Raw genomic sequence first — 22,038 nt, forward strand, 5'->3', positions numbered from 1 at the left:
TTTATCAAACTTGACTGCTGGCGGTTGTTAAGGGAACTTCTATGCTTATTTTAAATGGTCTTCAGGATCAACGGGATGCAATAGCAGGCGCATTGCCCGCTACCCGAAATTGAGAAAAGCGTATGGGCAAGCCAAGCCATGCGGTTCAATCAAAGCGCTTACGATCCTAAGCGCTTTACGGGTAGGATTAACCGTGGTTTTTTGCCGATAGACTTCAATGAAAATTCTTCACAATCATGAACAAGGAGTAAACGTTCCATGCCCATCTATGAGTACCACTGCAACGGATGCGGTCACAATTTCGAGTACCTGGTGCTGGGCGGCAGTGAGCCGGACCGGTGCCCCGCCTGTAATACCGGCGAGGTCTGCCGCCTCATGTCCACCTGCGGATTCGTCAGCAAAGGCAGCGGCGGCCAGACCGTGAGCACGTCGGCCTCATCCTCGTCATGCACCGGGTGCAGCGCATCCAGCTGTGCCGGCTGCGGCCACTGATGGCCGGCAGCACCATCGTCATCGGCACCCGGGGCAGCCAGTTGGCCCTGTGGCAGGCCAACTGGGTCAAAGATGCCATCCGCAGCTGCCAGCCGGATCTCACCGTCGAACTGACCGTCATCAAAACCAAGGGAGACAAAATCCTCGACGTCCCGTTGGCAAAAGTGGGCGGGAAGGGATTGTTCGTCAAGGAAATTGAAGAGGCCCTGCTGGAGGGGCGCATCGATCTGGCGGTACACAGCATGAAAGACATGCCCGCCGATATCCCCGACGGTCTGTGTATCGGTGCGATCCCCCAGCGGGAAGAACCCCGCGACGTCCTGATCACCCGAAACCGGTTGCCCCTGGAACAGCTGAAGCTCGGAGCCCGGGTGGGTACCAGCAGCCTGCGCCGTTCCGCCCAGTTGCTTCACGCGCGCCCAGACATTTCCATCGTGCCCTTACGGGGAAACCTGGATACCCGCCTGAAAAAGCTGGAAAGCGAGTCGCTGGATGCCATCGTGCTGGCGGCTGCCGGTGTTCGCCGTCTGGGACTGGCCGATCGTATCACCCAGATCCTGGATGAATCGGTCATGCTGCCCGCAGTCGGCCAGGGGGCCCTGTGCATCGAGATCAGGAAAAATGACTCGCGCATTGCACCGGTGGTGGCGCTCCTGGACGATGTGCCTACCCGTCAGGTGGTAATGGGTGAGCGGGCGTTTTTAAAGCGGCTGGAAGGTGGCTGCCAGGTTCCCATCGCCGGCCACGGACATATCGACGAAAAAGGATACACCCTCACCGGCCTGGTCTGCGATGTGGATGGATCCCATCAAATTAAACAGTCACGAACCGGCCCCGAAAACCGAAGCGAACAGATCGGCCTGGAGCTGGCCGGAACGCTGCTGGCTATGGGTGCCGGAGAAATTCTGGAAAGACTGAACGCCGATGCGCAGTAATAACAAAACCGGAAAAGTGTTTCTGGTGGGGGCAGGCCCCGGCGACCCGGGTTTGATCACGGTCAAGGGGGTCAATTGCATTGCCAAGGCAAATGTGGTGGTCTACGACTATCTGGCATCGCCGGCCCTGCTGGCCCATGCCAACCCCGATGCGGAAATGATCTACGTGGGGAAAAAAGGAGGCGATCACACCCTGCCCCAGGATGGCATCAACGCCCTGATCGTGGAGAAGGCCAAACAGGGAAGCGTGGTAGCCCGACTCAAAGGGGGTGACCCTTTTATTTTCGGCCGTGGCGGTGAAGAGGTGGAAGTCCTCATCGCCGCAGGCATCCCGTTTGAGGTCGTTCCGGGCGTCACGGCCGCCATCGGCGCATCAGCCTATGCAGGCATTCCGCTGACCCACCGGGACTACACATCCGATGTGGCTTTCGTCACCGGCCACGAGGACCCCACCAAAGCCGAATCCAGTGTCGACTGGAAGGCGCTGGCCACCGGCATCGGCACGCTGGTTTTCTTCATGGGAGTCAAAAACCTGCCGACCATCGCCGCCAAGCTGATGGGCAACGGCCGATCGGTAGACACGCCGGTGGCGGTAATCCGCTGGGGGACCACACCCAAACAGAAAACCGTTACCGGAACCTTGGGCACGATCGTGGATGAGACCCAAAAAGCCGGCATCAAAGCCCCGGCCATCATCATCGTCGGCGGTGTGGTTAACCTGCGAAAAACCATGCAATGGTTTGAAAACCGACCGCTGATGGGCCGACGCATCGTGGTCACCCGAGCCCGGGAGCAAGCCAGCGAACTGGTTCACCAGTTGACGGAATATGGTGCCGAATGCATCCAGTGCCCAACCATTCAGGTGGTGCCACCACCGGAATGGGCAGAGATGGACAGGGCTATCGAAACGTTAGGCCGGTATAACTGGATTGTATTCACCAGCGTCAACGGTGTGGATTATTTTTTCCGGCGCCTGTTTGAAAATGGGCTGGACGTGCGGGCCCTGGGACACATTAAAACTGCCACCATCGGCCCTGCCACGGCGGACCGGCTCAGAACCTGGGGATTGAATAGCGACATCATCCCGGAAAGCTACCGTGCCGAATCCGTAGTGGAGGCATTTTCCGCAACGCCGATAACGGGCAGCACGATTCTGCTGCCACGTGCCAGGGAAGCGCGCAGCGTACTTCCCGTGGAGTTGCGCCGCATGGGCGCAACGGTGGATGAAGTGACGGCCTATGAAACCATACACGTGGAAAACGGCGCAACCGAATTGATCGCCCGCCTGGAGGCCGGAACCATCGACATGGTTACCTTTACCAGTTCGTCTACCGTGAAGAACTTCTGCCGGTTGCTGCCATCGGACCAAGCCCGCCGGCTGATGGCGGATGTCACGGTGGCCAGCATCGGTCCCATCACCTCCCAGACGGCCCGGGATATGGGTCTTTCGGTAAACCTGGAAGCGACAATGTACACGATTGACGGCCTGATACAGGCCATTTTGGAAAACTATTGATTGTGCACTGCGCGCCCCCCGGCCGGCAGCCAGTGGGGTCGGAAAACGGTAACGGGAAATAACATGGATAAATGCATACCCCTTGTCGACGAGCTGGTCGATCGTGAAAAACGCCATTTGAACTACCTTCGGATTTCCATCACCGACCGTTGCAACCTCAGGTGCCTGTACTGTGTGCCTGAGGGCCGCATCCCCAAATTGGGCCATGAGGACATTCTCAGCTATGAAGAAATCCTGCGTCTGGTAAGGATCGGCATCAAACTCGGTATCCGCAAAGTGCGTATCACCGGGGGAGAGCCCCTGGTCAGAAAAGGAGTGCTTGATTTATTGGGCGAGCTGACCCGCATCAGGGAATTAGAAGATGTTTCGATGACCACCAACGGAGTTCTCTTGGCAGCCAACGCCCAGCGCATATTCGATGCCGGCATTCACCGCATCAACGTCAGCCTGGATTCACTGAATCCGGAAAAGTATGCCCAGATCACCGGCTACCACCAGTTCGATCGGGTCTGGGAGGCAATCCAGCTGGTCCGGGAAATTGGATTTTCCCCCATCAAGATCAATGTTGTGGCCATGCGGGGCATCAATGATGACGAAATCCTCGACTTTGGAAGACTTTCTCTGGACTATCCGTTCCACATCCGGTTTATCGAATACATGCCCATCGGCAACAGCCGGACCAGTAGCCGGGAACAGATTATGACACCGGAAATTCAGGAAACCATTACCGCGCTGGGAACGCTGATCCCCGTGGACAGCGGCAACAATGATGGACCTGCCCGGCGCTACCGCATAGCGGGAGCACAGGGAGAAATCGGATTCATCAGCGCCCTGAGCCACCATTTCTGTAGCCGCTGCAACCGCCTGCGGCTCACGGCTGACGGGAAGCTCCGCGCCTGCCTGCTGTCCGATCGCCACGAATCCCTCAAGGATCTGTTAAGAATGGGTGGATCGGATAAGCAGCTGGCTGAAATTTTCCGGACCGCGGTACGACATAAAGCGGCAAAACACCAGCTTTGCCCGAATGGTGTAACAACCGTCAAAGGCCAGATGCAGGGTATCGGTGGCTGACCGGCCACAACCCCTTGATGGTTTCCCACTCTTTTTCATTCCCTCGTCCACCTAACGCCAATCCCTATATAACCCCTTGCATCAAAAGGGAATTTATGATAGTCGTTTCTGTGGATGAGTGCAGGAAAATGCAACCTGCCCACCCAGGCACCTTGGTTCTGAACAGTAATTCATCTGTTTTTCTTGCACTGATCTGGTACGTCGATACTGAGGCTCAACCATGGAACGGGCAAAACTTCACACGGATGTTGAACAAACAGACACAGCAGTCAGTTCCAACGAAAAACGCCTCATATCAGCCAACCCCGCCCCAACGCCTAAGGAAGAAGCCGTTTGCTCGTCCAAAAAGATCAGCATGGGCCACCTGATCAACAAGCTGAACTATCTAAACTTTCTCGACAAACCCCTTTACGTTAATTATCGCCACAAGCACTACCACCGAATCCTGTCCATCAAGGCCAAACCGCAACCCTGCCAGGACAACCGGCTGACCTGCCTGTGGCAGCAGGAGGCCGGAACCATTGTCGACCAACCGGATTGTTTTTGTTTCCAAAACATTCTCATACCCGACGGCAATCGGTTTCTGGTGGCTGAACCGGACGTAGTGGAAATAAACAGACAAGCCATCCGTTTCATTTTGCCGGAAACCTGTAGCGCTGAAGATGCCAGAAGCACCAGGCGCCATTCGTGCCGAAGCATTAACGTATACGTGACCCAGAACGGAGCCCTGTTTTACGGATCGATGATCGATTTTTCCGCCTTCTCCTTCCGCGTCAAGGTCCAGACCACATCCCCTCAGACCTTCGACTGGATGAATACCGACATGGCCGTGAATGTCATCATCTTCGACGGCAGCAAAACACTCTATTCCGGGGAATGCCGAATCGGCAAACAAACCCACGGCCATAAAAATCAAGACTGGATCTTAACACCAGTTAGAAGGCATATCCGGCGATTTAGGCCAAAGGAGTTTAGAAGCACCCGTCAGCAAATGGTCCCCCTACCCACAATCAGTTTCGTTCATCCCTTCTCTAAAAAACGCGTCCAACTGGAGGTGCGTGATCTGTCCGGATCAGGCCTGGCTGTCCGGGAAGAAGTAAAGCATGCGGTGTTGCTGCCGGGGTTGATCATCCCGAACCTTCAAATTTGCTTTGGTGACGGAGCCCATGTGACTTGCGCCGCCCAGGTGGTTTATAGCCAACAGATTGAAGATAGGGGAGAAACAGGGCTGCTTCGCTGTGGGATTGCCATTCTAGATATGCCCGCAGATGAGCATATCAAAGTGCTTTCTCTCATTCAACAGACCAGTGACAAGAATGCCTACATCTGCCGTAGAGTCAACCTGGATGACCTGTGGAATTTTTTCTTTGAAACCGGATTCATTTACCCCCAAAAATATGAATTTATCGAGAAAAACAAAGCCCGTATCAAAGAAACCTATAAAAAGCTGTACACTGAAAGTCCAAATATCGCCAGGCACTTCATCCATCAGCGCAACGGATTGATTTTAGCACACATGTCCATGGTTCGCTTTTACGAAAAATCGTGGCTGATGCATCACCTCGCAGCCATTCGATCATCAAACCACCGCGGTGGCCTGGCAGTATTTAACCAAATCGGCAGTTTCATCAATGACTCACACCGGCTCAACTCCATAAAAATGAGTTATGCATTCTGCTACTACCGGCCGGAAAACAAATTTCCTAATCATGTGTTTGGTGGTGCGGCAAAAAACATTCTGAATCCAAAAAAATGCTCCATTGACCAATTTGCCTACTTCCATTTTCGGAGAAATGGACAAGGTGACTGCCCGTTGCCCGGAGGTTGGCACATCGAATCCGCTACAGACAACGACCTTCGTGATCTTGAGTGCCATTATGAGGAACAATCCGGTGGCTTGATGATTGATGCCTTGGACTTAGGTGCCAACAATCATGATATGACGGCAACGGAAGCAGAGTTTTCGAAAATCGGGCTGCTCCGATCCCGCCACCTTTTTTCGCTCAAAATGTTAGACGAGCTAAAGGCATTGATAATAATCAACATTGCAGATATCGGTCTGAATATGTCCGATCTAACCAACTCCGTAAAAATCATCATCCTGAAACACGAGAACCTGAAATATCAAATCATTCGGTCCAGTTTGTTAAATCTATTCGGCGGACTTCAGATAGACGAAATGCCAGTCCTTATTTACCCTGAGCAAAGTGCAGCGGCAATGGAAATCCCCACTGAAAAGAAATACAATCTGTGGATTTTTGACCTCAATCATACAGATGATTATTTCAGATATTTAAAACGTTTATTGAAATTTTATAAGCATTAAAGGGTGAATATGCGATCATCGCCGAACCCCAATAAAGCAAATTTCACTGAAGATAGCGCCTTGTATAACAGCAGGGGACTTAATGTCTGGATAAGGCTGTTGAAGGAGAAATATAGCTATGTGAATACCGACGAGGTATTGCAGTATGCAGGAATGGAACCGTACGAAATTGCCGACCAAGGTCACTGGTTTACGCAGTCTCAGATTGATCGTTTTTATGAAAAGGTAGCACAACTTACCGGAAATAAAAATATTGCAAGAGAAGCAGGTCGGTTTGCGGCATCGCCCTCATTAGTCCCGGCACTAGGTCAATTTATTTTTGGTCAATTAGGACCGGGAAAAGTCTACCAGATCATCGGCCATGCATCAGAAAATTATGCGAGATCATCTAATTATCAAACGACAAGTATTTCATCCAATAAGGTAGAAATAACGGTAACGCCAAAACCAGGGGTAACCGAAAAACCATATCAATGTGAGAATAGGACGGGTCTATTCGAAGCAATTGCAATGGGTTTTACCAATAAACTTCCTAAAATTGAACATCCCCAATGCATTTTTAAAGGCGATTCCGCTTGTAAATATATAATATCATGGGAGATGTCCAGATCCGAAGTCTTCCGGGCCTTTCGGAATTACCTCACCTTGTTTCTGATTTCTGTTTGCATTCTATTGGCTTTTTTCAAACCTGAGGAGACCATTTCCTTTTTTCTTCCCTTTTCCCTATTTACAATTTTGATTTTAGGAAGCGTCCACCTGCTGATTGAGAAAAGAGAGCTTAAAACAAGTTTAAACATCCTCAGCGATTCAGCCGACCGGCTAATTGAGGAAACACAAATCAACTACAATAACACTCTATTAACCAACGAAATTGGACAGATCATTAGTAAATATACCAACATCAAAGATGTGATGGAAACAGTAGTCCGTCTGTTTGAAAAGCGCTTGGACTATGACCGTGGATTCATTCTGCTTGCCAATGAGAACAAGTCACTCTTAGAATTTCGTGCGGGATTCGGATATGACCAAAAAAAACTTGATTTCATAAAAAAATCCGCATTCCATTTGAATAAAGCGGGATCAAAAGGTGTTTTTGTCGTTTCTTTTCACGAGCAAAAACCCTTTCTAATTAACGATATCGAAGAAATCAGCCCGAACCTCTCTAGAAGAAGTCTGGCGTTTGCCCATCAGATGGGCACCCAATCTTTTATCTGTTGCCCCATTATCTGCGATGGGCAGTCTATCGGCATACTTGCCGTGGACAATTTGCGGACCAAACGGCCGCTTGTTCAAAGCGATCTAAGCCTTCTCATGGGCATTGCGTCAGTGATCGGCATCAGCATACGCAACGCGGATCTGTTGGAAGCCCGACAACGACAGTTTGGTTCCATTCTCCAGGTGCTGGCGGCAAGCATCGACGCCCGAGATCCCCTAACCGCCGGCCATTCAGCCAAGGTCACCGAATATGCGCTGGGGATTTGTGACGAACTGAACTTATCAAACAATTACAGAGAGATGATACGTGTTGCGTCCCTCCTTCATGATTACGGTAAAATCGGCGTCCCCGATTCAATATTGAAAAAACCGGGGCGTCTGACCAAAGAAGAGTACGAAAAGGTAAAGACGCACGCCCAGAAAACGCAAAGCATATTAGAGCAAATCAACTTCGAAGGCATATTCAGTCAGGTTCCGGAAATTGCCGGCTCCCATCATGAGAAGATGGACGGAAGTGGGTATCCCAATGGCCTTATCGGAGAAGAAATTCCACTGGGGGCGAGAATCATTGCCGTAGCAGATTTTTTCGAGGCTGTCACCGCTAAACGCCATTACCGGGATCCGCTTCCCATGAGCTATGCGTTTCGCTTATTGGAAAAGGGACGCGGCGTTCACTTCGACGAAAAGGTCGTCGATGCCTTTGTCCAGTACTATGAGAGGGAAGTACTTCAAACCGAATCAATTGAGGATGGAAAAATAATTCGAATGAAATGGGTTTCCTGAAACGACGTTCATATCCAATCAGAACCTATCTGCGTTAAGCTGCGAAGAAAATTATCACGGCAATGATGTTATCAATTTAAAACCGGGTTTCGACCCCATCCGCAAGCAGCAGGAAGTACACTCACCGTTAGCCATCACACAGTTCGAACACCTCGACAGCAGATTACCGGTGTATAGATGAACCTTCGCGGATCGGCAAATGACGATTTAAATTCTGCATAGAATCCGTCATACCCATCTTCGTATTCTTCAAATCCATACCCGCAATTTTTGGCAGCCACTTCCACCTTCTTTGTCCAATCGTAATCCTGAACATGATCCAATTCACCAAATATAAGGTGGTGTGCATTCATAGTGACGTCGATGAATTGATAATCCAGGTCGTAAAGCATGGAGTAAAGCTTGATACCCATATGGGGATCAAAATCAGCATCACTTCCCAGTTTGGCCATGATCGAATTAATGACCTTTTTTAATCTGGATGGAATGCCATATTGATTCAAGCAGTTATGGTCTAAATCAATCAGGCACAGGATACCCCCGGGTTTGACGATGCGGGTTATATTGCTGACGATATCGAATGACCGCGACCGATAATATTCGAGAACAAAACGAATCAGAACAAAATCAAATGTACCAAGGTCATCCAGTGGATCCAAAATATTCCTGCATTTAAAGGATATACCTGAACCACCATAATGATCTGCGGCATGTTGAATACGATCTGAAGAGTTATCGATGCCCACAACGGTTCCGTTCGGGCTAGCCATACGATGGAGCAGCGCCGTGATCATCCCGGGGCCACATCCCACATCCGCTACCCGCATACCAGGCTTTATACCGGCCCAACGAGCCTGAGCGGTTATGCTGTCAGGATCTGTCTTCATCTCAAGGCGATGGGTTTCATCACCATTTTCCATGAGATATTTGAATACATTATCACCGCTTCCCACATTTCCTGTCGAATCCATGGCGACTTTTATTCCCGAGAAAGAATCGAAACCGAAAAAAAGGCAATTTGAAATGCCAAATCGATGCGATTTCATGCATTACAAAGTGTTAAGAGCAATTAACCCCACCCCCACAGCAAGCTATGGCGGAACTTTTCTGAAAGGATCTTATTAATCAACGATTGACTCATTGCAGCCACCTCATGCAACGGTGAATAGGCTCACTGTCGCGGTTCATCTAACACCACCCTATAAAATAGTCAACGTGGCGATGGTTCGGCAAATTCGCTGTTTCATTGAAACCTTTTCAGGATCGCAACGTTGCCGTCAGCCGTAAGGGATGCATCAGTAATTCAAGTGCAGAAACGATATCCGCACAGACGATGTCTGCCGCATTCAGACTTGCCATGGAAGCCCCTTCCCCTAAAATAACGGCGATACCCAGGGCGGATGCCGCCAGCATCAGCGCATCGTTGCGGCCGTTGCCGATGCTGGCCGTCCGATCCCCCCCCAACCGGTTGACGAAGTTGGCTTTGGCCTGGTCCTGACGCCCGGCTTCCAACACGGTCAGACGGCAGTTGACACCGTCAAGACCGTCGGCTGCCTTGCCGAAGGTATCGGCAGTGACCACATGAATCACCAACTCCGCGGCAAGGGCATTGAGAGCACTTTTGACACCGGGAAGCAGCAGACCGTCCACGGCCAGGGTGCCGTTATAGTCCAACACCAGATGATCGAGGGTCAGTGTTCCAAAACCGGGAATCTGTGTGGATAGCATGTCGTTCTCCTATTTTTAACAGGGTCATCGCAATTGCCTGAAAAGGCCTGTCGGCCTATTTGATAAAATATGGCTGACCGGCATCGAAAATCGCTTTTGATTGATGATCATTGGTTAACCCATCTTTATTGAAGCCTTCCTGCGGCAGGCGGGGGGAAATGTGATCGCTGTCGCGGTTCAAGGCCGCACCTGTGATTTGGACAAGTGCAAACCCGAAACCGGAAGGTGGTTCAAGGTGACGCCGGCGATCACCAGGATGGCACCCACCAGAAGCGAGACTGTCAACGGCTCCTTTAGGATAATGTGGGCCAGACATATGGCGCTGATGGGCACAAAATTGATAAACAGGCTGGCCCGGGACGGTCCGATCACCCGGATACCCTCATAGTACCAAACAAACCCCAGCACCGTGCCAAACAATCCGAGATAGGCCAAATTGCCCCAATCCGCCAGGGAATAGCCCGGCGCCGCCGCAGGCATTCCTTCCATGCAGGCTGGAATCAGCAGCGCCAGCACCCCAACAGCCGCTGAATGCGATACCGATGCTAAAGGGGAGAGGTCTCGCATCACACGCTTTCCAATCAGCGAATAGGCCGACCAACTGAGCACGCACCCAAAAATAAGCAGGTCTCCTATCCCGATTCCGCCTGCAAACAGAGCCAACGGGTATCCGCCGGAGATGGCGACAACTGCCCCGGTAATGGAAATCAGAATACCGAGAACCTTGATCGGGGAAAGGTGTTCTCTAAAAAAAAGGGCCGCGAAAACAGAAATAATAATCGGGTTGTTGGCAATAATGATGGATGCCCGACCGGCGGTTATAAATTTCAATCCATTGAAGAAAAGAACATTATAGGCAAACACGCCGGTCAATCCCAGCAGCGCCACGGGCAGAATCTGTTGCCTTTCCAGCCTGGGGATTTTTCCTTCCCGGCGCACAACAAGGACATAGAGACACACTGCAGCAAAAAGAAATCGAAAAAAGGCGGCGGAAAATGGAGGTACGGAATCGGCCAGCATTCTGCCTGAAATAAAGGTTCCCCCCCAGAAAATGGCAGTCAACAGCAATTTAAAGTAGGTCATCAACATCCGGTTTGGGCTCATATTTTTCAAGACTTGACATTCAGGCTGAAAAAGGGTTTTGAATTCTTGGACTAAAGTCCCCATTTTCAGGTGCCGATAGAAATTTTACCAAGAGATTGTTGTATCTGTTTTCAGGTCAAATCACCAGAAATTTGTGCCCTCACAGCTGATGTTTCATGAGATGCTGGGGTGAAATCAGACGACCGATAGGAAAAAGATGATGAGCGAAAAACCATTGGAACCGAACGGGTCGGACAAAGACGAGGACCTGGTTGATTTTATCCTCAACCTGCCGCTATTTGAATTCCTGGAAAGAGAAGAACTCCATGAGGTAGCTGCACGGATGGATTTTAAGGACCTTGATCCCGGGGAAGTCCTGTTCAATGAATGGGACAAAGCGGATTTCGTCTGTTTCGTAGAAAGCGGCGAACTGGATGTGACCAAAAAAACCGGCCCCCACAGCAGCGACGTGATGGCCACGCTGAGACGTGGCCGATCCATCGGGGAGATGTCCATCATTAACAATTTTCCGAGGTCGTCGACAGTTATCGCCCGATCAAAGGTCAGGCTGGCGGTTTTTCAACGTGCTGCCTTCGACGATATTTTGTCGAAAAAGGTAAATCTTGGCGTCAACATTTTAAAAGGGCTGGCAAACCTGCTCAGCATCAACCTGAAGAAAGCCTCCAGCCGTTTGGCTGACAACATGCTTCCCATGGGATGAAAACGGCCCTTCTCACCGGCGTTCGTCGATGAGAAGGGCCGCTAAAGGGTTTCGCGGAGATTAGTTACCCGATGCCATTTCCGCCTTGTCTTCCAGCATGCGTATCTTGCTCGCGGGGACAATCCCCTTTTCCACCAGGATATCGCCGATCCCGGCCCAGCGCAGCTCATCCACTTTTAAAATCGTCTCCGGTCGTTTGCTCATCAGGCTGTAAAAAGTGTATTTAAGAGTCAGTTCCTCCTTGGGCAGAATAGAAAAGGTTTTCTCATAATAAATGAAGTGATGTGCCAGCACATAGTATCCGGCGGCGGCAATAAGACCGATGATGATGTATTTTTTAATCTGTCCCCACATAAACAGACCTCCTGAAGATTGCGTTTTTTATTAGTCGGCTGTCGTCAGCAAAAGAGGGTAAACCTGACAAGAAAAAATCATGGTGGCCCTTAAAAAAACGGCGACCCGTTGAACACCGGTCGCCGTTTCTATACTGATTGGTGCCGGAGGACGGAATCGAACCGTCACGACCTTGCGATCGGTGGATTTTGAGTCCACTTTGTCCCCGATTTTTATGGCTGAATTTTCAAGCACTTAGCAAAACCCCATTGGCCATTTCTGTCTTTTTTCTGCCATCGGGCTTCGGTATTCGGTTCAAAATTTCGCGTTTCCGGTCCGAATCGGCGCTGTCCGCATACCACATGGGCATGCTGTAATCCTTCCAGTTTCCCAGGACCCGGAGCGTTTCGACATCCCCGCCATTTTGAAGGAACATGCTGGCCCAGGTTCGCCGCAGGATGTGCCATGCTTTTCGTGGCGGCAACGCTATCCCTGCTTTCTCGGCGGCATTTTTGAAAACGGCCGGAATGCCGGTTTTGTAAGGCTTGCCGTTTTTATGGCTGAAAACGAACGGGCAGTTCCTGTCCTGCTTCAGGATCAACTCAATCGCCCGGTCGCTCAGTTCGATATCGACGGTATTACCATTTTTCGGATCAACAATCCACGCTTTTCCTTCCTCTGGCTTGACATCATCCCACTGGAGGCCGGTTATCTCGGATATGCGCCAGCCGGTGTTATAGCAGAATTCGACCATGTCGCGTTTCACAGAATGGGGGATCTGCTCCATGATCGCATGGACCTGGCCAGGTGACAGCGATCCGGGCTTCTTGCCTTTTTTCACCCTGAACCGGTCCACCTTCAAAAAAGGGTTCTCTCCGTTATATTTTTTCCATGCCCTGGCTTTTTCAAAGACCTGGCTGCCAAGGCTCAACCATTTATCAACGGTATTTTTTGACCGATCCTTGGCCATCTGCCGCTTGAACTTTTCCACAAGAAAGGGCGTGATATCGGACATCAACCGGCCCTTAAAAAAATCTTTCAGCCTTACGGATCGGAACCGGTCTGTTCTTGAGTCCTTGTTATCGGCTGACCAGTTTTTCAGGTATAGATCGACCATGTCATTAAAAAGAATTGCGGCCCCTCTGCTCCGGATGCCGTAGGCCTTGTTAATGGCGCCCCTGGCGGCATCGGCAAGCTCGATGCTGCGCTTTTCAAAAGCATCGGCTTCATTGGTGCAACCCTTTAGTATTTTCCTGATCCGCTGGCCGGTCTGGGGATGCACATAGTCTATGCCGTAAGAAATGCCATTTTTTCCTTTAACCGTAAAAATTCCGTTATATTTTTTCCGCTTTGCCATTACACCTCCTTATGCATTACTTCTAAGGTTCGAACTCATTGTAGCTGCGTTGCCTGTTGAAAATCTGCGGTGGTACTGAATATCGTTCATCGCCAAGACGACTCGAATAATTATCCGTAAATACGGATAAGCACCAAAATCGGTGTCAAACCCGGCTCTTTTTGGCATTCTGCAAAAGCATCAATCCGCACCCTTAAACAGAGGAAATCTAAATAAGCGTTGATTAATCAGTGAGATATGGTAGAAAAATCAATTAGGCTATGAAACACTGTCTTGTTTTATACAATCACTTCAAAAACCATTCCGTTTATTCATCGTATTACGATGAATAAACTAGGTTCGGCTATCCTTTATTTTGTGGAAATCTATGCCAGTAGTATGGACACATAACAAAGATAATTTTTTCTTAGAAAGACCAGATCTTGCTACCCCACTTTGGCGATACATGAGTATTTCAAAATTCCTAGCAATGCTTGTGAATAGCGGAATATATATGTCCAGATTGGACCGACTCGGTGATAAATATGAAGGTTGGGTACCAAATTTGTCATATAAAGGCGGTTTTTTTAAAAAACATTTCGAAGACCGTGATCAAGAACTTAGGAAGATAAGCCCCAAAGAAAGAAAGTGCTACTATGTAAGTTGCTGGCATTCAAACGAAGAACAATCAGACGCTATGTGGAAACTATACACAAATGGAAATGAGGGTGTGGCAATTAGGACAACTACCAAAAGCCTTCATAATTCTTTAAAAGATACACCTAAAAAGTTAGCGCATTACAAAGTTATCTACTCAAACTCAGATAGGGAACCAACACATGGCGGTTCAATGTTACGTGCATGCTTGACAAAAAGGTTGCCTTTTGAACATGAAAAGGAAACAAGAATTGTTTGGTATAATGATAAAAAGACTTCGAATTCACGACGAAATATAAGCATGAAAACAGAAGGCTTCTACGTTAAATGCGATTTGGAAATCCTTATTGAACAGGTATTCATCGCACCAACTGAAAAACCATGGCTAGCACCATTAGTCGAGGATTTACTTAATAAATACAGTATCAAAGCAGAGGTTATTCAATCTGGTTTAAGCATTGAGCCACCAGCTTGAGCTATATGAATATACTACAATCAAACAATTACGCCGAACAAACGCATTAAGTCGGATTTGGCAAAAAGCTCGCCAAACCGCTTATGCAGGCCGTTACCACCACAAATTTTCAAAGAGCAATGAAGACGAATTAAAACTCGGCTTTTTTCATTTTAACAGGTTACAAACTACCCAGGAGTAAACACTTGTTGAATAGACGGCCCAGGCAAACCACCTAGGCCGCCCCATTCTTTTAAATTGAACAAGTTTTATTCGCCCAGCTTTTCCGAATCTTTAAGAACACCTTCCTCACGTGCAAAGGCTTCGATATCGTCAACGGTCTGTACAAGGTTTCCCTGGTTATTCGTAATCAAATATTCGCCCATATTTTCCATATATGGACCCTTTGGATTCTTTTTAATCAAAAGGCCTTGCTCTTCCAACTTTCTTTTAATTCTTTTTACCAATGCGTTTTCCGAAACAAGTTTTTTCATTCTTTAATCTCCTTTTTTCCATTAATATAATGACTCGCTCTAACTGTTCTATGGACTACAAAGTTATGAAAGTTTCATGCATCATGGATAATTTTCGGAATCACATATTTTCCGTCTTTTTTCTTTATCAAACCTGATTCAGCAAAATAATCCATGAGGCTATGCAAAAGTTCTTCATCACTTTGACAATCATCAGGATTGTTTTCCCGATATGTATCAAGCATGTCTTTTAACATTGCCGCCCAATGCTCCTTCGATTCATGATCCTTCATTTTCTTTTTCATTTTTCCCTCAACAGTTATCTGGTTAATTATTGTTTATCGTCCGCTCTTTCCGGCACTGGAAACTCTTCCTCGTCGTATCGTTTCAAAGCCAAATTAAGAGGCAATAGCAGTGCAGCAAATTCACCATAAAGTTTTTTTTCAGTAGCAAAATTTGAATCTTCCCCTTCAGAAGCGGTTAGCAGAACAAAATAAAGCCCTTCAGAATATCCTTTCATATTCGCTATTTTTATGCTGGCATCGGCACTATTATCCCACATAATCGCACCTCCTTTGTCGTCCAGCTATCGTCCTTTTCCCTTTGAATTGAATAACGCTGTTCGAAAAAGCAGTGTCGGCCTGTCTCAATAGTTCACCGACCTGGACGACAATCTCCGAAACTGGTTTCTCAGGCCGGTTTTTTTCATGCCGGGTGAGAAGGCTTGCCACCGTCCCCTTGAACCGTTCGGAATACCCACGTTCCAACTCGACATAAACCCTGTTAAGCGTTTCTGCCTCCACCGGGCAGCTGGTGAAAGCGGACAACGTCCCCACGATGTCCATGGCCTCCAGGAAGCCCAGGGCGCGACCATTGCGGCTGATCGTTTTCACATTCTCGGTAAACGGATCGATGGGACGGGAAAATAAGGCGTGATTGTTGTGCATGACGAACCTCCTGTTGATGTAAGGTGATCCGCCCTTTTCGCTGCCAAACAAAAAAGGCGGCACATACGCGGTTGGCAGACCGGTCCAACAGGAAACCGGCGGACCTTGCGGTCCCCGCGCATGCACCGCCAATTGATTCATAGTACGGAAACAGAAAAAGCGCCATACTATGAAATTGGGCGCTCATGCGCCTGCTGGTATTTCCGGCTGCCAAACCGGGTAACGGAATTTACCGTTACGAATATCAGCATAAAATATGCAAAATTGTCTGTCAAGCAACAGTTCACGCCTCAACACCTCTTTAGCTGCCTAACACTAATCACACGAGGGGGATCCGAAGCATGGCAAACTATATGTATGCGGTGACAATGATCGACGGTCTGAACGCCTCTGGAGCGTATTAAATGTCATATTTGGCTTACCGGTTTAACCTTCAGCCGGGCCTTCCGGTCTTTTTTTGTTGACCGCTCTGCCGATACCAAGCTTGTGATAGGCCTCAATTTCAAGTGGCAAAGAAGAATCAAGGTTAAATCCTCGGGGATTGCATGGCTGGTTGCAGAGATTTTGAACGTACAGCCACCACTTGAAAAAAATTTCCCGGATATCGCAATCAATCTGGCCATTATGCATCTGAAAGAATTCAGGCTTGTTCAGCTTGGCCAGCTTTGACTTGATATTTTCAACCTCGGTTGTGATGGCAGAAAGCTGTTTTTCGCGTTCTTCGTCGGAAATACCGTCTTCAAGGCCTTCGAGGTCGTTTAAAGCATCCTCGATATCATCCCAGGTAACCGGGGCCAGGACCCTTTGCATAATTGGATTTGAACCGGTTTCCAGCCTGGCAAAAGGATTTTTGCTCCGTTCAGTAGCGCGAAGAAAACGTTGTAAATGGTTTTTACGCCTGGCCCGGTAATCGTCGAAGCTTTTTTTCAGGCGAGCCCTGAAAGCTTCTTTGTTTGAATGGGTCTGCCTCAGCTGTTTTTGGGCCTCTCCCAGCTGCTTGAATTGTTTGTGAAGGCTTTGACACTTGAGAAAATCATCGACCCATTTATAATCTTTCAACTCACTATAAAAGGGAATCATTTGCTTCGAAAACGGGTCCATTTGATAATGACTTGATTTCATTTTTAAAAACCTATCCGTTTGAAAGAAAATAATATTTATGAAAAACTATCTCCTGCCGCTGTTCGCCTCTTCGATGTACTTGCGATGGGCCTCCGGATATTTTTTCATGATCTGTTGTATTGCCTCGGTTTTCGTGCATTTGAAATGGTGTTGATAATCATCCACCAGGGCCAAAAAATCATTCTGGTTGTTTTCCATTTGAGTTTCTCCTGTTTTTTTTATGGCCAAAAAGACCGGTTTTAACTGGTTGACGCTGCTTTCGGTTCTGATGGTTTCTTGTTCACTGATTTTGCCTGTGCTCGCCAATTCTACGGCAGCACCAAGGTCACCGACATAATCTGCAAGGCCAGCGTCAACAGCCTGTTTGCCGATGAAAATTTGAGCGTCCCCCATTTTGCTTTCGACTGTCTGTTTTATCACCCCCCGGTTTCTGGAAATGTCCGTCAGCATCACATCGTGAATGTACGCCAATTGGGACTTGATTATATTTCTGGCCTCTCGTGAAAGCGGCTCTGCGCTGTTTCCGACCGTTTTGTATTTCCCGGCTGCAATAAAGGTCCTTTTAAGGCCAGCCTTTTCGTCAGCTTTTGACCAATCATGGTGGACCATCAAAACACCGATTCCCCCCACCTGTGCCGTTCTCTCTACAACAATCTTGTCTGCCGCGCTGCCGATCCAGTACGCCGCCGATGCCATCGATCCGTTCCCGAAGGCGATTACCGGTTTTTTTTGCCGTGCCTGGAAAATTCTTTTGGAAAGCGAGTCAATCCCTGAAACCGTTCCCCCTGGAGAGTCGATGTCCAATACGATGGCCTTGACCTCGGATGAATTGATGGCCTCTGAAAAGTTTTTTTCCAGATCGATGATGGACGCTCCACCAAACAGGATGGAAAGAAAGCTGGTCTGCTTTGACAACGGCCCGTAAACCGGAATAATGGCGATCTTATTTTTGATTTGAGGCGGGTTGTTCTTGGTTGAAATTTCAGAGGAGGCCAGCGCTTTTGCAGTTTTTAAATCGGGAAGGTAAGAAAATAGCGACTCCAGGTAGGTTTGAGAAACTCCCCACATGGCGCCGGTGGTGAAATCGGAATAATCCATGTCAACATTCTCCGTTTAAGGTGTGCCCGGCCAGAGTGAAAGGAGTAAAGACCCTGGCCGGGCTTTTCCCGATCCGTCCGCCCAAAAACGGATCGAACACGTCTTGCACATCCAAAATACGAGAATGACGGCAACATGAAAAGTAAACCTGACATCACCTGGCACAACCTGACGCAGTTTTTAGGCATGATCTGAATTATAATTATATGTTCCGTGGGACAGGTCGTATTTCTCGATTTCCAGCCGGATCAGCAAATCAACGCTTGTTACGGTAACTCGCTTGCACCCCCGGATCTTGACCGCCTCAAGTTCCCGATTCTCGATTAAACGATGAACTGTCCGGACAGAGCAGTTCAGGGCCTCGGCGGTTTCTCCGATGGTGAGTAATTTCTTCATTTAGAATTCCAAAGGAATCACGGTTTCACTCGCATACACACGTGGGGCGCGGCATTTCCGGCCAGGAAGTGGGCCTTACAACTGTTTTTCCATTTTTCTAAAAATAATTTGAGAATTCCGGCCAAATGTCTCAAATTATTTAGCAAAAATCTCTGAACGGAATGAAAATTCCGTTTTTCCTTCCAAATGAAAATTTTAAGTGGACGGGCCGACTGAGCCTTTTTGCACCGTATTAGGAAAAGGCCCAGGAAGGACCCGCGACGCCTGAAAAACCTCAATCCATCTCAACCAGCTCATAGTCGCGGCCCAATCCATGCGGACAATGTGCAACACGATGTCCTAAATAATCCAGTGGGTTATCCACGATTCGACCGGCTCCATGAATATGGCGCTTGCCACACCAAGGACAGCGTGGAACGATCCACTGCCTTATGGTTCTGGACTCCTTGAGGTAGCAATAGGCAGTCCTGACATTCCGTTCTGTTTCCGCTTTCATTTTGCACCTATCTGTTTGTAATTATTATAGATGTCCAGCACGTCCACTTTGAGTTTGCAGTCTGTCAGCTGTAACCATCCGTATTTATTACAGATGTCCAGCACGTCCAGATGTCCAGAGGTTTTTTGAAAATTCTTTATAAAGCTTGTAATCCATTTTTTGATCTCTCCCCGTGTGTTATTATAATATATGAATATTTCTAGTGGACATGTGGACTTGTGGACATATAACGTAAAATCAACATCTTATGTTGTGTCAAAAGTGGACCCAAGCTGGACGCAAAGTGGACGCAAATCCCAGCTTAAAAAGGCACCTGATCATCATCGTCCCAATTAATTTTGTATTTCAGTTTTGCTTCGAATTGCTCACGGCAGGTCGTCAGCGGTGGCAGCCGCCAGGTTCGAAACCGCTTTCCTCCAAAGGCAAAGGCTTTCCTTGGCCCTCCATAGACATCAACCATTTCCTGCAAGCGCCGCTGTAACTGCGCGTGTGAGAGTCTGCGATTGCGCACGTTGATTTTATCGCAAAATCTTTCATAAAGAAGATAGAGCCCATCACGGGATATTAAATTTGGCCAGCCCTCGGAAGGCCTTTCTTCCGAAGGGTCCGGTAAATCTCCCTCCTGTAAACAATGAAACCAGAACTGTTGTTCCGGCTGCATAGTTTCGAGGACTTGATTTAAATATTCTAAAGTTCTAGGGGCAAATCGCAAATTGCTTGTAACCTTGCGAGCCAGAAGAAATTTGGCCAAATCTGCCACGCCACCGTTTTCCATCTCGTGGTAAAGCTTTTTCCAATACTTGGTGTCGCCAACACGTTTATCGGATACCAAGGAGACCGTGAATCGGCGCTCTTCAAATCCGGCAGGAATTATCCAAATATTGTTACTGGCAAATATAAAATTGCAGTGGTTTCGGATCTCGAAAGGATCAACGAACTTGTTTTCAACTAAAATTGTATCTTCGGTTACAAACCCTTTTAATATACCCTCAGCTTTTTTATCGCCGCCGTAGACAGCTTCATCAATAAAAACCAAAATGCCATATTTTAAGTGGCCGTTAAATCGACCGGTAATCTGATTTTGATGAACAATGTGGATAAAATGAATTCCAAATAATTCTCCTAAAAATTTAACAAGCGTGCCTTTCCCGCAACCTTGAACCCCGCGCATTACAAAAGCTGTCCCTGGGCGTCTTCTCCCCTTGTGCTGATAGAGCCAGGCCACCCAATCGATAAGCCATTCGTAAATCTCCTCATTTCCGCTGCAAATAACGTCCTTTATAAATTCAAGAAAAAGCTCGCAGGTTCCAGGGCCGAAAGTTAATGTGGCTGGCTTGTACATGTTGAAGAGCCTGCTTGTCTTATTTGCAGGATCGAATGTGATCCCATCGTATTCGCGACGCCAGGGAGATTTTAACCATATATCCGCCAAGGTGGCGAATGTAGGCTTTCCTTTCGTATAACCAACAATGATACTCTTATTCTCATAACGAAAACGGAAGTCTTGTCTATTCAGGAGTGAGAAGTCCGGCCTCTCCGTAATAGGGTTTTTATGTTCGAATATTACTTGAAACTTGCCCCCCACCATACATGTCCCGTGGTCCCTATTCAGCGTGCGAACGACCGCCGCCCGTGCCGCGCGGATCTGTTCTTGATCCGGTTCATCGATCTTACGGTAATCCTTGAGCAGTTGTTCATCAGAGATAGGCTTTTCGGTTTCCAGTTCATTGGGACGATTCGTCATAGCAGGCGTGTAAACTTCATTGCATTGGGAAATGGCGCGTTCAATGGTGGCCTGGCCATAGGTGCGACCATCGCTGTGGTGTTTTCGGTCCCATTTCTCCCGATACAAGCCGGATGATTTGAAAACGGCGTCCATGAGACCGGCATTCCTGCCGTACCAAAAAGCCAAATATCCGCATAAGGCCTGATCGGCTTCGGATTGTGAAGGATAACCGGAATAGTCACCGCTGAGGAGTCTTTGAATCTTGCCACCACTGGCCGATTGCAGCATGTGTTGCATGATTTGGCTATCATCGGAAAAGGATAGGCTCCGGGCTTTGGTGGGTTTAGGCTGAACAGTCGCTTTGCCAAATACGCTTGCATGCGCTTCGGTGAGCTGCTGCTGTCTGGATTGAATGTTTTTTGGAGTGCCTTCGAGGTGGTGCCCAGTTATCGTCAGAAACCGCCCGGATTCATAAAATTCAAACGGTCCCTTTTTGCGGCCAGATTTAGGAAGGCTGCCTAAAACGAACAACCTTAGACCTGTGCCGCTGGGACTTATTTCGGTGTAGGTATTTAGCGAACAAACAATATCTTTGACTTTTTTAGGTAACTTCTCAAGCTCTAACTTCTCACCCGGCTTTATTACTTCATCAATATCAATTCCGGCAATTGGATCTTTTTCAGTTAAGACAAATCCAATCCCGTCAAAGTTGCCCTTCGATTCTTGATAAGCTCGGAAAGCCGTTTCAAAATCAGTCCAGTCATGAGGATTGTTCACACGGGCTTTTCGGCCTGAACTGGCGACATATGGGACCTTGGTCCATTTCTCTTCCCTTAATACTGCTTTCCAGGCAACCAATTGAATATAGCTCTTCAAATCGCCAGGAATATTTTCCGGAATAACCTGAAGAAAATTGGGTGTTTTCAAACAGTAGAGTCCTTCCCAGGTAAAGAATCAAACCAGCGGTAAACCCTTTCAAGATCGAAGAAAAGCCGCTTGCCTACTTTCTTGTATGGCAACGGGTAATCACGCCTCCTAATCAGTTTTCGAATTTGGTTTTCACTGAAAGGAAAATGCGGATTTTCAACCAATCCTCGGATGTCTACGATCTGCCTTGCCATCTATTCGCA

23 protein-coding genes are annotated in these 22,038 nt (G+C 48.2%); 8 read left to right on the forward strand and 15 right to left on the reverse strand.

All coding sequences use genetic code 11. The annotated features are described in order from the left end of the window. Positions 1 to 258: 258 nt before the first annotated feature. The 4 genes from ACHZBS_RS01515 (at position 259) to moaA (ending at position 4,014) form a co-directional block, all read left to right on the forward strand. Positions 259 to 492, forward strand: coding sequence for a zinc ribbon domain-containing protein (locus ACHZBS_RS01515; protein WP_319404774.1), 234 nt, complete (start codon positions 259 to 261; stop codon positions 490 to 492). Beyond that, positions 447 to 1,427, forward strand: coding sequence for a hydroxymethylbilane synthase (gene hemC, locus ACHZBS_RS01520; RefSeq protein ID WP_319404775.1), 981 nt, complete (start codon positions 447 to 449; stop codon positions 1,425 to 1,427). Before ACHZBS_RS01515 ends, hemC begins: the two co-directional genes overlap by 46 nt. Then, a complete protein-coding gene (gene cobA / locus ACHZBS_RS01525) occupies positions 1,417 to 2,943 on the forward strand; it encodes a uroporphyrinogen-III C-methyltransferase (RefSeq protein WP_319404776.1) in 1,527 nt (508 codons plus the stop codon). Before hemC ends, cobA begins: the two co-directional genes overlap by 11 nt. A gap of 63 nt (positions 2,944 to 3,006) precedes the next feature. Then, a complete protein-coding gene (gene moaA / locus ACHZBS_RS01530) occupies positions 3,007 to 4,014 on the forward strand; it encodes a GTP 3',8-cyclase MoaA (RefSeq protein WP_319404777.1) in 1,008 nt (335 codons plus the stop codon). 385 nt (positions 4,015 to 4,399) lie between these two features. Here the strand turns inward: moaA and ACHZBS_RS01535 are convergent, their stop codons facing one another. Beyond that, positions 4,400 to 4,699: a hypothetical protein gene (locus ACHZBS_RS01535; RefSeq protein ID WP_319404778.1), complete on the reverse strand. Its 300-nt coding sequence runs from the start codon at positions 4,697 to 4,699 to the stop codon at positions 4,400 to 4,402. Between the two features lie 24 nt (positions 4,700 to 4,723). Here ACHZBS_RS01535 and ACHZBS_RS01540 point away from each other — a divergent pair, with 24 nt between their 5' ends. Together ACHZBS_RS01540 and ACHZBS_RS01545 are read left to right on the forward strand one after the other, a co-directional pair. Next, positions 4,724 to 6,340: a PilZ domain-containing protein gene (locus ACHZBS_RS01540; protein ID WP_319404779.1), complete on the forward strand. Its 1,617-nt coding sequence runs from the start codon at positions 4,724 to 4,726 to the stop codon at positions 6,338 to 6,340. A 99-nt stretch (positions 6,341 to 6,439) separates the two neighbouring features. Beyond that, the gene (locus ACHZBS_RS01545; RefSeq protein WP_319404780.1) at positions 6,440 to 8,338 is read left to right on the forward strand and encodes an HD domain-containing phosphohydrolase; all 1,899 of its coding nucleotides are present in this window, start codon (positions 6,440 to 6,442) and stop codon (positions 8,336 to 8,338) included. A 134-nt stretch (positions 8,339 to 8,472) separates the two neighbouring features. Here ACHZBS_RS01545 and ACHZBS_RS01550 read toward each other — a convergent pair whose 3' ends face one another. From ACHZBS_RS01550 to ACHZBS_RS01565, 4 genes are all read right to left on the reverse strand, one after another. Then, a complete protein-coding gene (locus ACHZBS_RS01550; protein WP_319404781.1) occupies positions 8,473 to 9,309 on the reverse strand; it encodes a class I SAM-dependent methyltransferase in 837 nt (278 codons plus the stop codon). Between the two features lie 286 nt (positions 9,310 to 9,595). Beyond that, entirely contained in the window at positions 9,596 to 10,066 is a 471-nt protein-coding gene (locus ACHZBS_RS01555) for an ATPase P (protein ID WP_319404782.1), read from the reverse strand. A gap of 55 nt (positions 10,067 to 10,121) precedes the next feature. Beyond that, complete coding sequence (locus ACHZBS_RS01560; protein WP_319404783.1) at positions 10,122 to 10,247, reverse strand: hypothetical protein; 126 nt, start codon at positions 10,245 to 10,247, stop codon at positions 10,122 to 10,124. After that, the gene (locus tag ACHZBS_RS01565) at positions 10,244 to 11,149 is read right to left on the reverse strand and encodes a DMT family transporter (protein WP_319404784.1); all 906 of its coding nucleotides are present in this window, start codon (positions 11,147 to 11,149) and stop codon (positions 10,244 to 10,246) included. Before ACHZBS_RS01565 ends, ACHZBS_RS01560 begins: the two co-directional genes overlap by 4 nt. Positions 11,150 to 11,369: 220 nt before the next feature. Between ACHZBS_RS01565 and ACHZBS_RS01570 the strand changes: the two genes are divergently transcribed. Beyond that, positions 11,370 to 11,870, forward strand: a complete 501-nt coding sequence (locus ACHZBS_RS01570; RefSeq protein WP_319404785.1) for a cyclic nucleotide-binding domain-containing protein — start codon at positions 11,370 to 11,372, stop codon at positions 11,868 to 11,870. A 60-nt stretch (positions 11,871 to 11,930) separates the two neighbouring features. Here the strand turns inward: ACHZBS_RS01570 and ACHZBS_RS01575 are convergent, their stop codons facing one another. After that, entirely contained in the window at positions 11,931 to 12,224 is a 294-nt protein-coding gene (locus tag ACHZBS_RS01575) for a hypothetical protein (protein WP_319404786.1), read from the reverse strand. A gap of 226 nt (positions 12,225 to 12,450) precedes the next feature. Next, entirely contained in the window at positions 12,451 to 13,560 is a 1,110-nt protein-coding gene (locus ACHZBS_RS01580) for a site-specific integrase (protein WP_319404787.1), read from the reverse strand. 367 nt (positions 13,561 to 13,927) lie between these two features. On the opposite strand from ACHZBS_RS01580, the gene ACHZBS_RS01585 reads away from it, so the two are divergent. After that, positions 13,928 to 14,671, forward strand: a complete 744-nt coding sequence (locus ACHZBS_RS01585) for a DUF2971 domain-containing protein (protein ID WP_319404788.1) — start codon at positions 13,928 to 13,930, stop codon at positions 14,669 to 14,671. 248 nt (positions 14,672 to 14,919) lie between these two features. On the opposite strand, the gene ACHZBS_RS01590 is transcribed toward ACHZBS_RS01585, so the two are convergent. The 8 genes from ACHZBS_RS01590 to ACHZBS_RS01625 all read right to left on the reverse strand — a co-directional run bounded on the left by ACHZBS_RS01590 (position 14,920) and on the right by ACHZBS_RS01625 (position 21,835). Next, a complete protein-coding gene (locus tag ACHZBS_RS01590) occupies positions 14,920 to 15,144 on the reverse strand; it encodes a hypothetical protein (protein WP_319404789.1) in 225 nt (74 codons plus the stop codon). A 74-nt stretch (positions 15,145 to 15,218) separates the two neighbouring features. Further along, positions 15,219 to 15,428 carry a hypothetical protein gene (locus ACHZBS_RS01595; protein ID WP_319404790.1) on the reverse strand — a complete coding sequence of 70 codons (210 nt, stop codon included), beginning with the start codon at positions 15,426 to 15,428 and terminating at the stop codon, positions 15,219 to 15,221. Positions 15,429 to 15,454: 26 nt separating this feature from the next. Then, positions 15,455 to 15,685, reverse strand: a complete 231-nt coding sequence (locus tag ACHZBS_RS01600) for a hypothetical protein (RefSeq protein WP_319404791.1) — start codon at positions 15,683 to 15,685, stop codon at positions 15,455 to 15,457. Beyond that, complete coding sequence (locus ACHZBS_RS01605; protein WP_319404792.1) at positions 15,675 to 16,070, reverse strand: hypothetical protein; 396 nt, start codon at positions 16,068 to 16,070, stop codon at positions 15,675 to 15,677. The genes ACHZBS_RS01600 and ACHZBS_RS01605 overlap by 11 nt, the downstream gene beginning before the upstream one ends. Positions 16,071 to 16,496: 426 nt before the next feature. Continuing rightward, positions 16,497 to 16,880, reverse strand: a complete 384-nt coding sequence (locus tag ACHZBS_RS01610; protein ID WP_319404793.1) for a hypothetical protein — start codon at positions 16,878 to 16,880, stop codon at positions 16,497 to 16,499. A 357-nt stretch (positions 16,881 to 17,237) separates the two neighbouring features. Further along, on the reverse strand, positions 17,238 to 18,290 hold the full coding sequence (locus ACHZBS_RS01615; protein WP_319404794.1) for a S49 family peptidase: 1,053 nt from the start codon (positions 18,288 to 18,290) through the stop codon (positions 17,238 to 17,240). A gap of 180 nt (positions 18,291 to 18,470) precedes the next feature. After that, positions 18,471 to 18,686 carry a helix-turn-helix domain-containing protein gene (locus ACHZBS_RS01620; RefSeq protein ID WP_319404795.1) on the reverse strand — a complete coding sequence of 72 codons (216 nt, stop codon included), beginning with the start codon at positions 18,684 to 18,686 and terminating at the stop codon, positions 18,471 to 18,473. Between the two features lie 797 nt (positions 18,687 to 19,483). Then, positions 19,484 to 21,835: a DUF5906 domain-containing protein gene (locus tag ACHZBS_RS01625; RefSeq protein WP_319404796.1), complete on the reverse strand. Its 2,352-nt coding sequence runs from the start codon at positions 21,833 to 21,835 to the stop codon at positions 19,484 to 19,486. Between the last annotated feature and the right edge of the window lie 203 nt (positions 21,836 to 22,038).

This window comes from uncultured Desulfosarcina sp., assembly GCF_963664155.2.
Classification (GTDB): domain Bacteria; phylum Desulfobacterota; class Desulfobacteria; order Desulfobacterales; family Desulfosarcinaceae; genus Desulfosarcina.

Coding starts and splice junctions, on each gene's coding strand:
- ACHZBS_RS01580 (WP_319404787.1), bottom strand. CDS start 13,560: ATGGCAAAGCGGAAAAAATATAACGGAATTTTTACGGTTAAAGGAAAA.
- ACHZBS_RS01595 (WP_319404790.1), bottom strand. CDS start 15,428: ATGAAAAAGAAAATGAAGGATCATGAATCGAAGGAGCATTGGGCGGCA.
- ACHZBS_RS01515 (WP_319404774.1), top strand. CDS start 259: ATGCCCATCTATGAGTACCACTGCAACGGATGCGGTCACAATTTCGAG.
- hemC (WP_319404775.1), top strand. CDS start 447: ATGCACCGGGTGCAGCGCATCCAGCTGTGCCGGCTGCGGCCACTGATG.
- ACHZBS_RS01535 (WP_319404778.1), bottom strand. CDS start 4,699: ATGGCGCCTGGTGCTTCTGGCATCTTCAGCGCTACAGGTTTCCGGCAA.
- ACHZBS_RS01620 (WP_319404795.1), bottom strand. CDS start 18,686: ATGAAGAAATTACTCACCATCGGAGAAACCGCCGAGGCCCTGAACTGC.
- ACHZBS_RS01575 (WP_319404786.1), bottom strand. CDS start 12,224: ATGTGGGGACAGATTAAAAAATACATCATCATCGGTCTTATTGCCGCC.
- ACHZBS_RS01565 (WP_319404784.1), bottom strand. CDS start 11,149: ATGACCTACTTTAAATTGCTGTTGACTGCCATTTTCTGGGGGGGAACC.
- ACHZBS_RS01585 (WP_319404788.1), top strand. CDS start 13,928: ATGCCAGTAGTATGGACACATAACAAAGATAATTTTTTCTTAGAAAGA.
- ACHZBS_RS01570 (WP_319404785.1), top strand. CDS start 11,370: ATGAGCGAAAAACCATTGGAACCGAACGGGTCGGACAAAGACGAGGAC.
- ACHZBS_RS01615 (WP_319404794.1), bottom strand. CDS start 18,290: ATGGATTATTCCGATTTCACCACCGGCGCCATGTGGGGAGTTTCTCAA.
- ACHZBS_RS01590 (WP_319404789.1), bottom strand. CDS start 15,144: ATGAAAAAACTTGTTTCGGAAAACGCATTGGTAAAAAGAATTAAAAGA.
- ACHZBS_RS01555 (WP_319404782.1), bottom strand. CDS start 10,066: ATGCTATCCACACAGATTCCCGGTTTTGGAACACTGACCCTCGATCAT.
- cobA (WP_319404776.1), top strand. CDS start 1,417: ATGCGCAGTAATAACAAAACCGGAAAAGTGTTTCTGGTGGGGGCAGGC.
- ACHZBS_RS01550 (WP_319404781.1), bottom strand. CDS start 9,309: ATGGATTCGACAGGAAATGTGGGAAGCGGTGATAATGTATTCAAATAT.
- moaA (WP_319404777.1), top strand. CDS start 3,007: ATGGATAAATGCATACCCCTTGTCGACGAGCTGGTCGATCGTGAAAAA.
- ACHZBS_RS01605 (WP_319404792.1), bottom strand. CDS start 16,070: ATGCACAACAATCACGCCTTATTTTCCCGTCCCATCGATCCGTTTACC.
- ACHZBS_RS01600 (WP_319404791.1), bottom strand. CDS start 15,685: ATGTGGGATAATAGTGCCGATGCCAGCATAAAAATAGCGAATATGAAA.
- ACHZBS_RS01610 (WP_319404793.1), bottom strand. CDS start 16,880: ATGCAAAGGGTCCTGGCCCCGGTTACCTGGGATGATATCGAGGATGCT.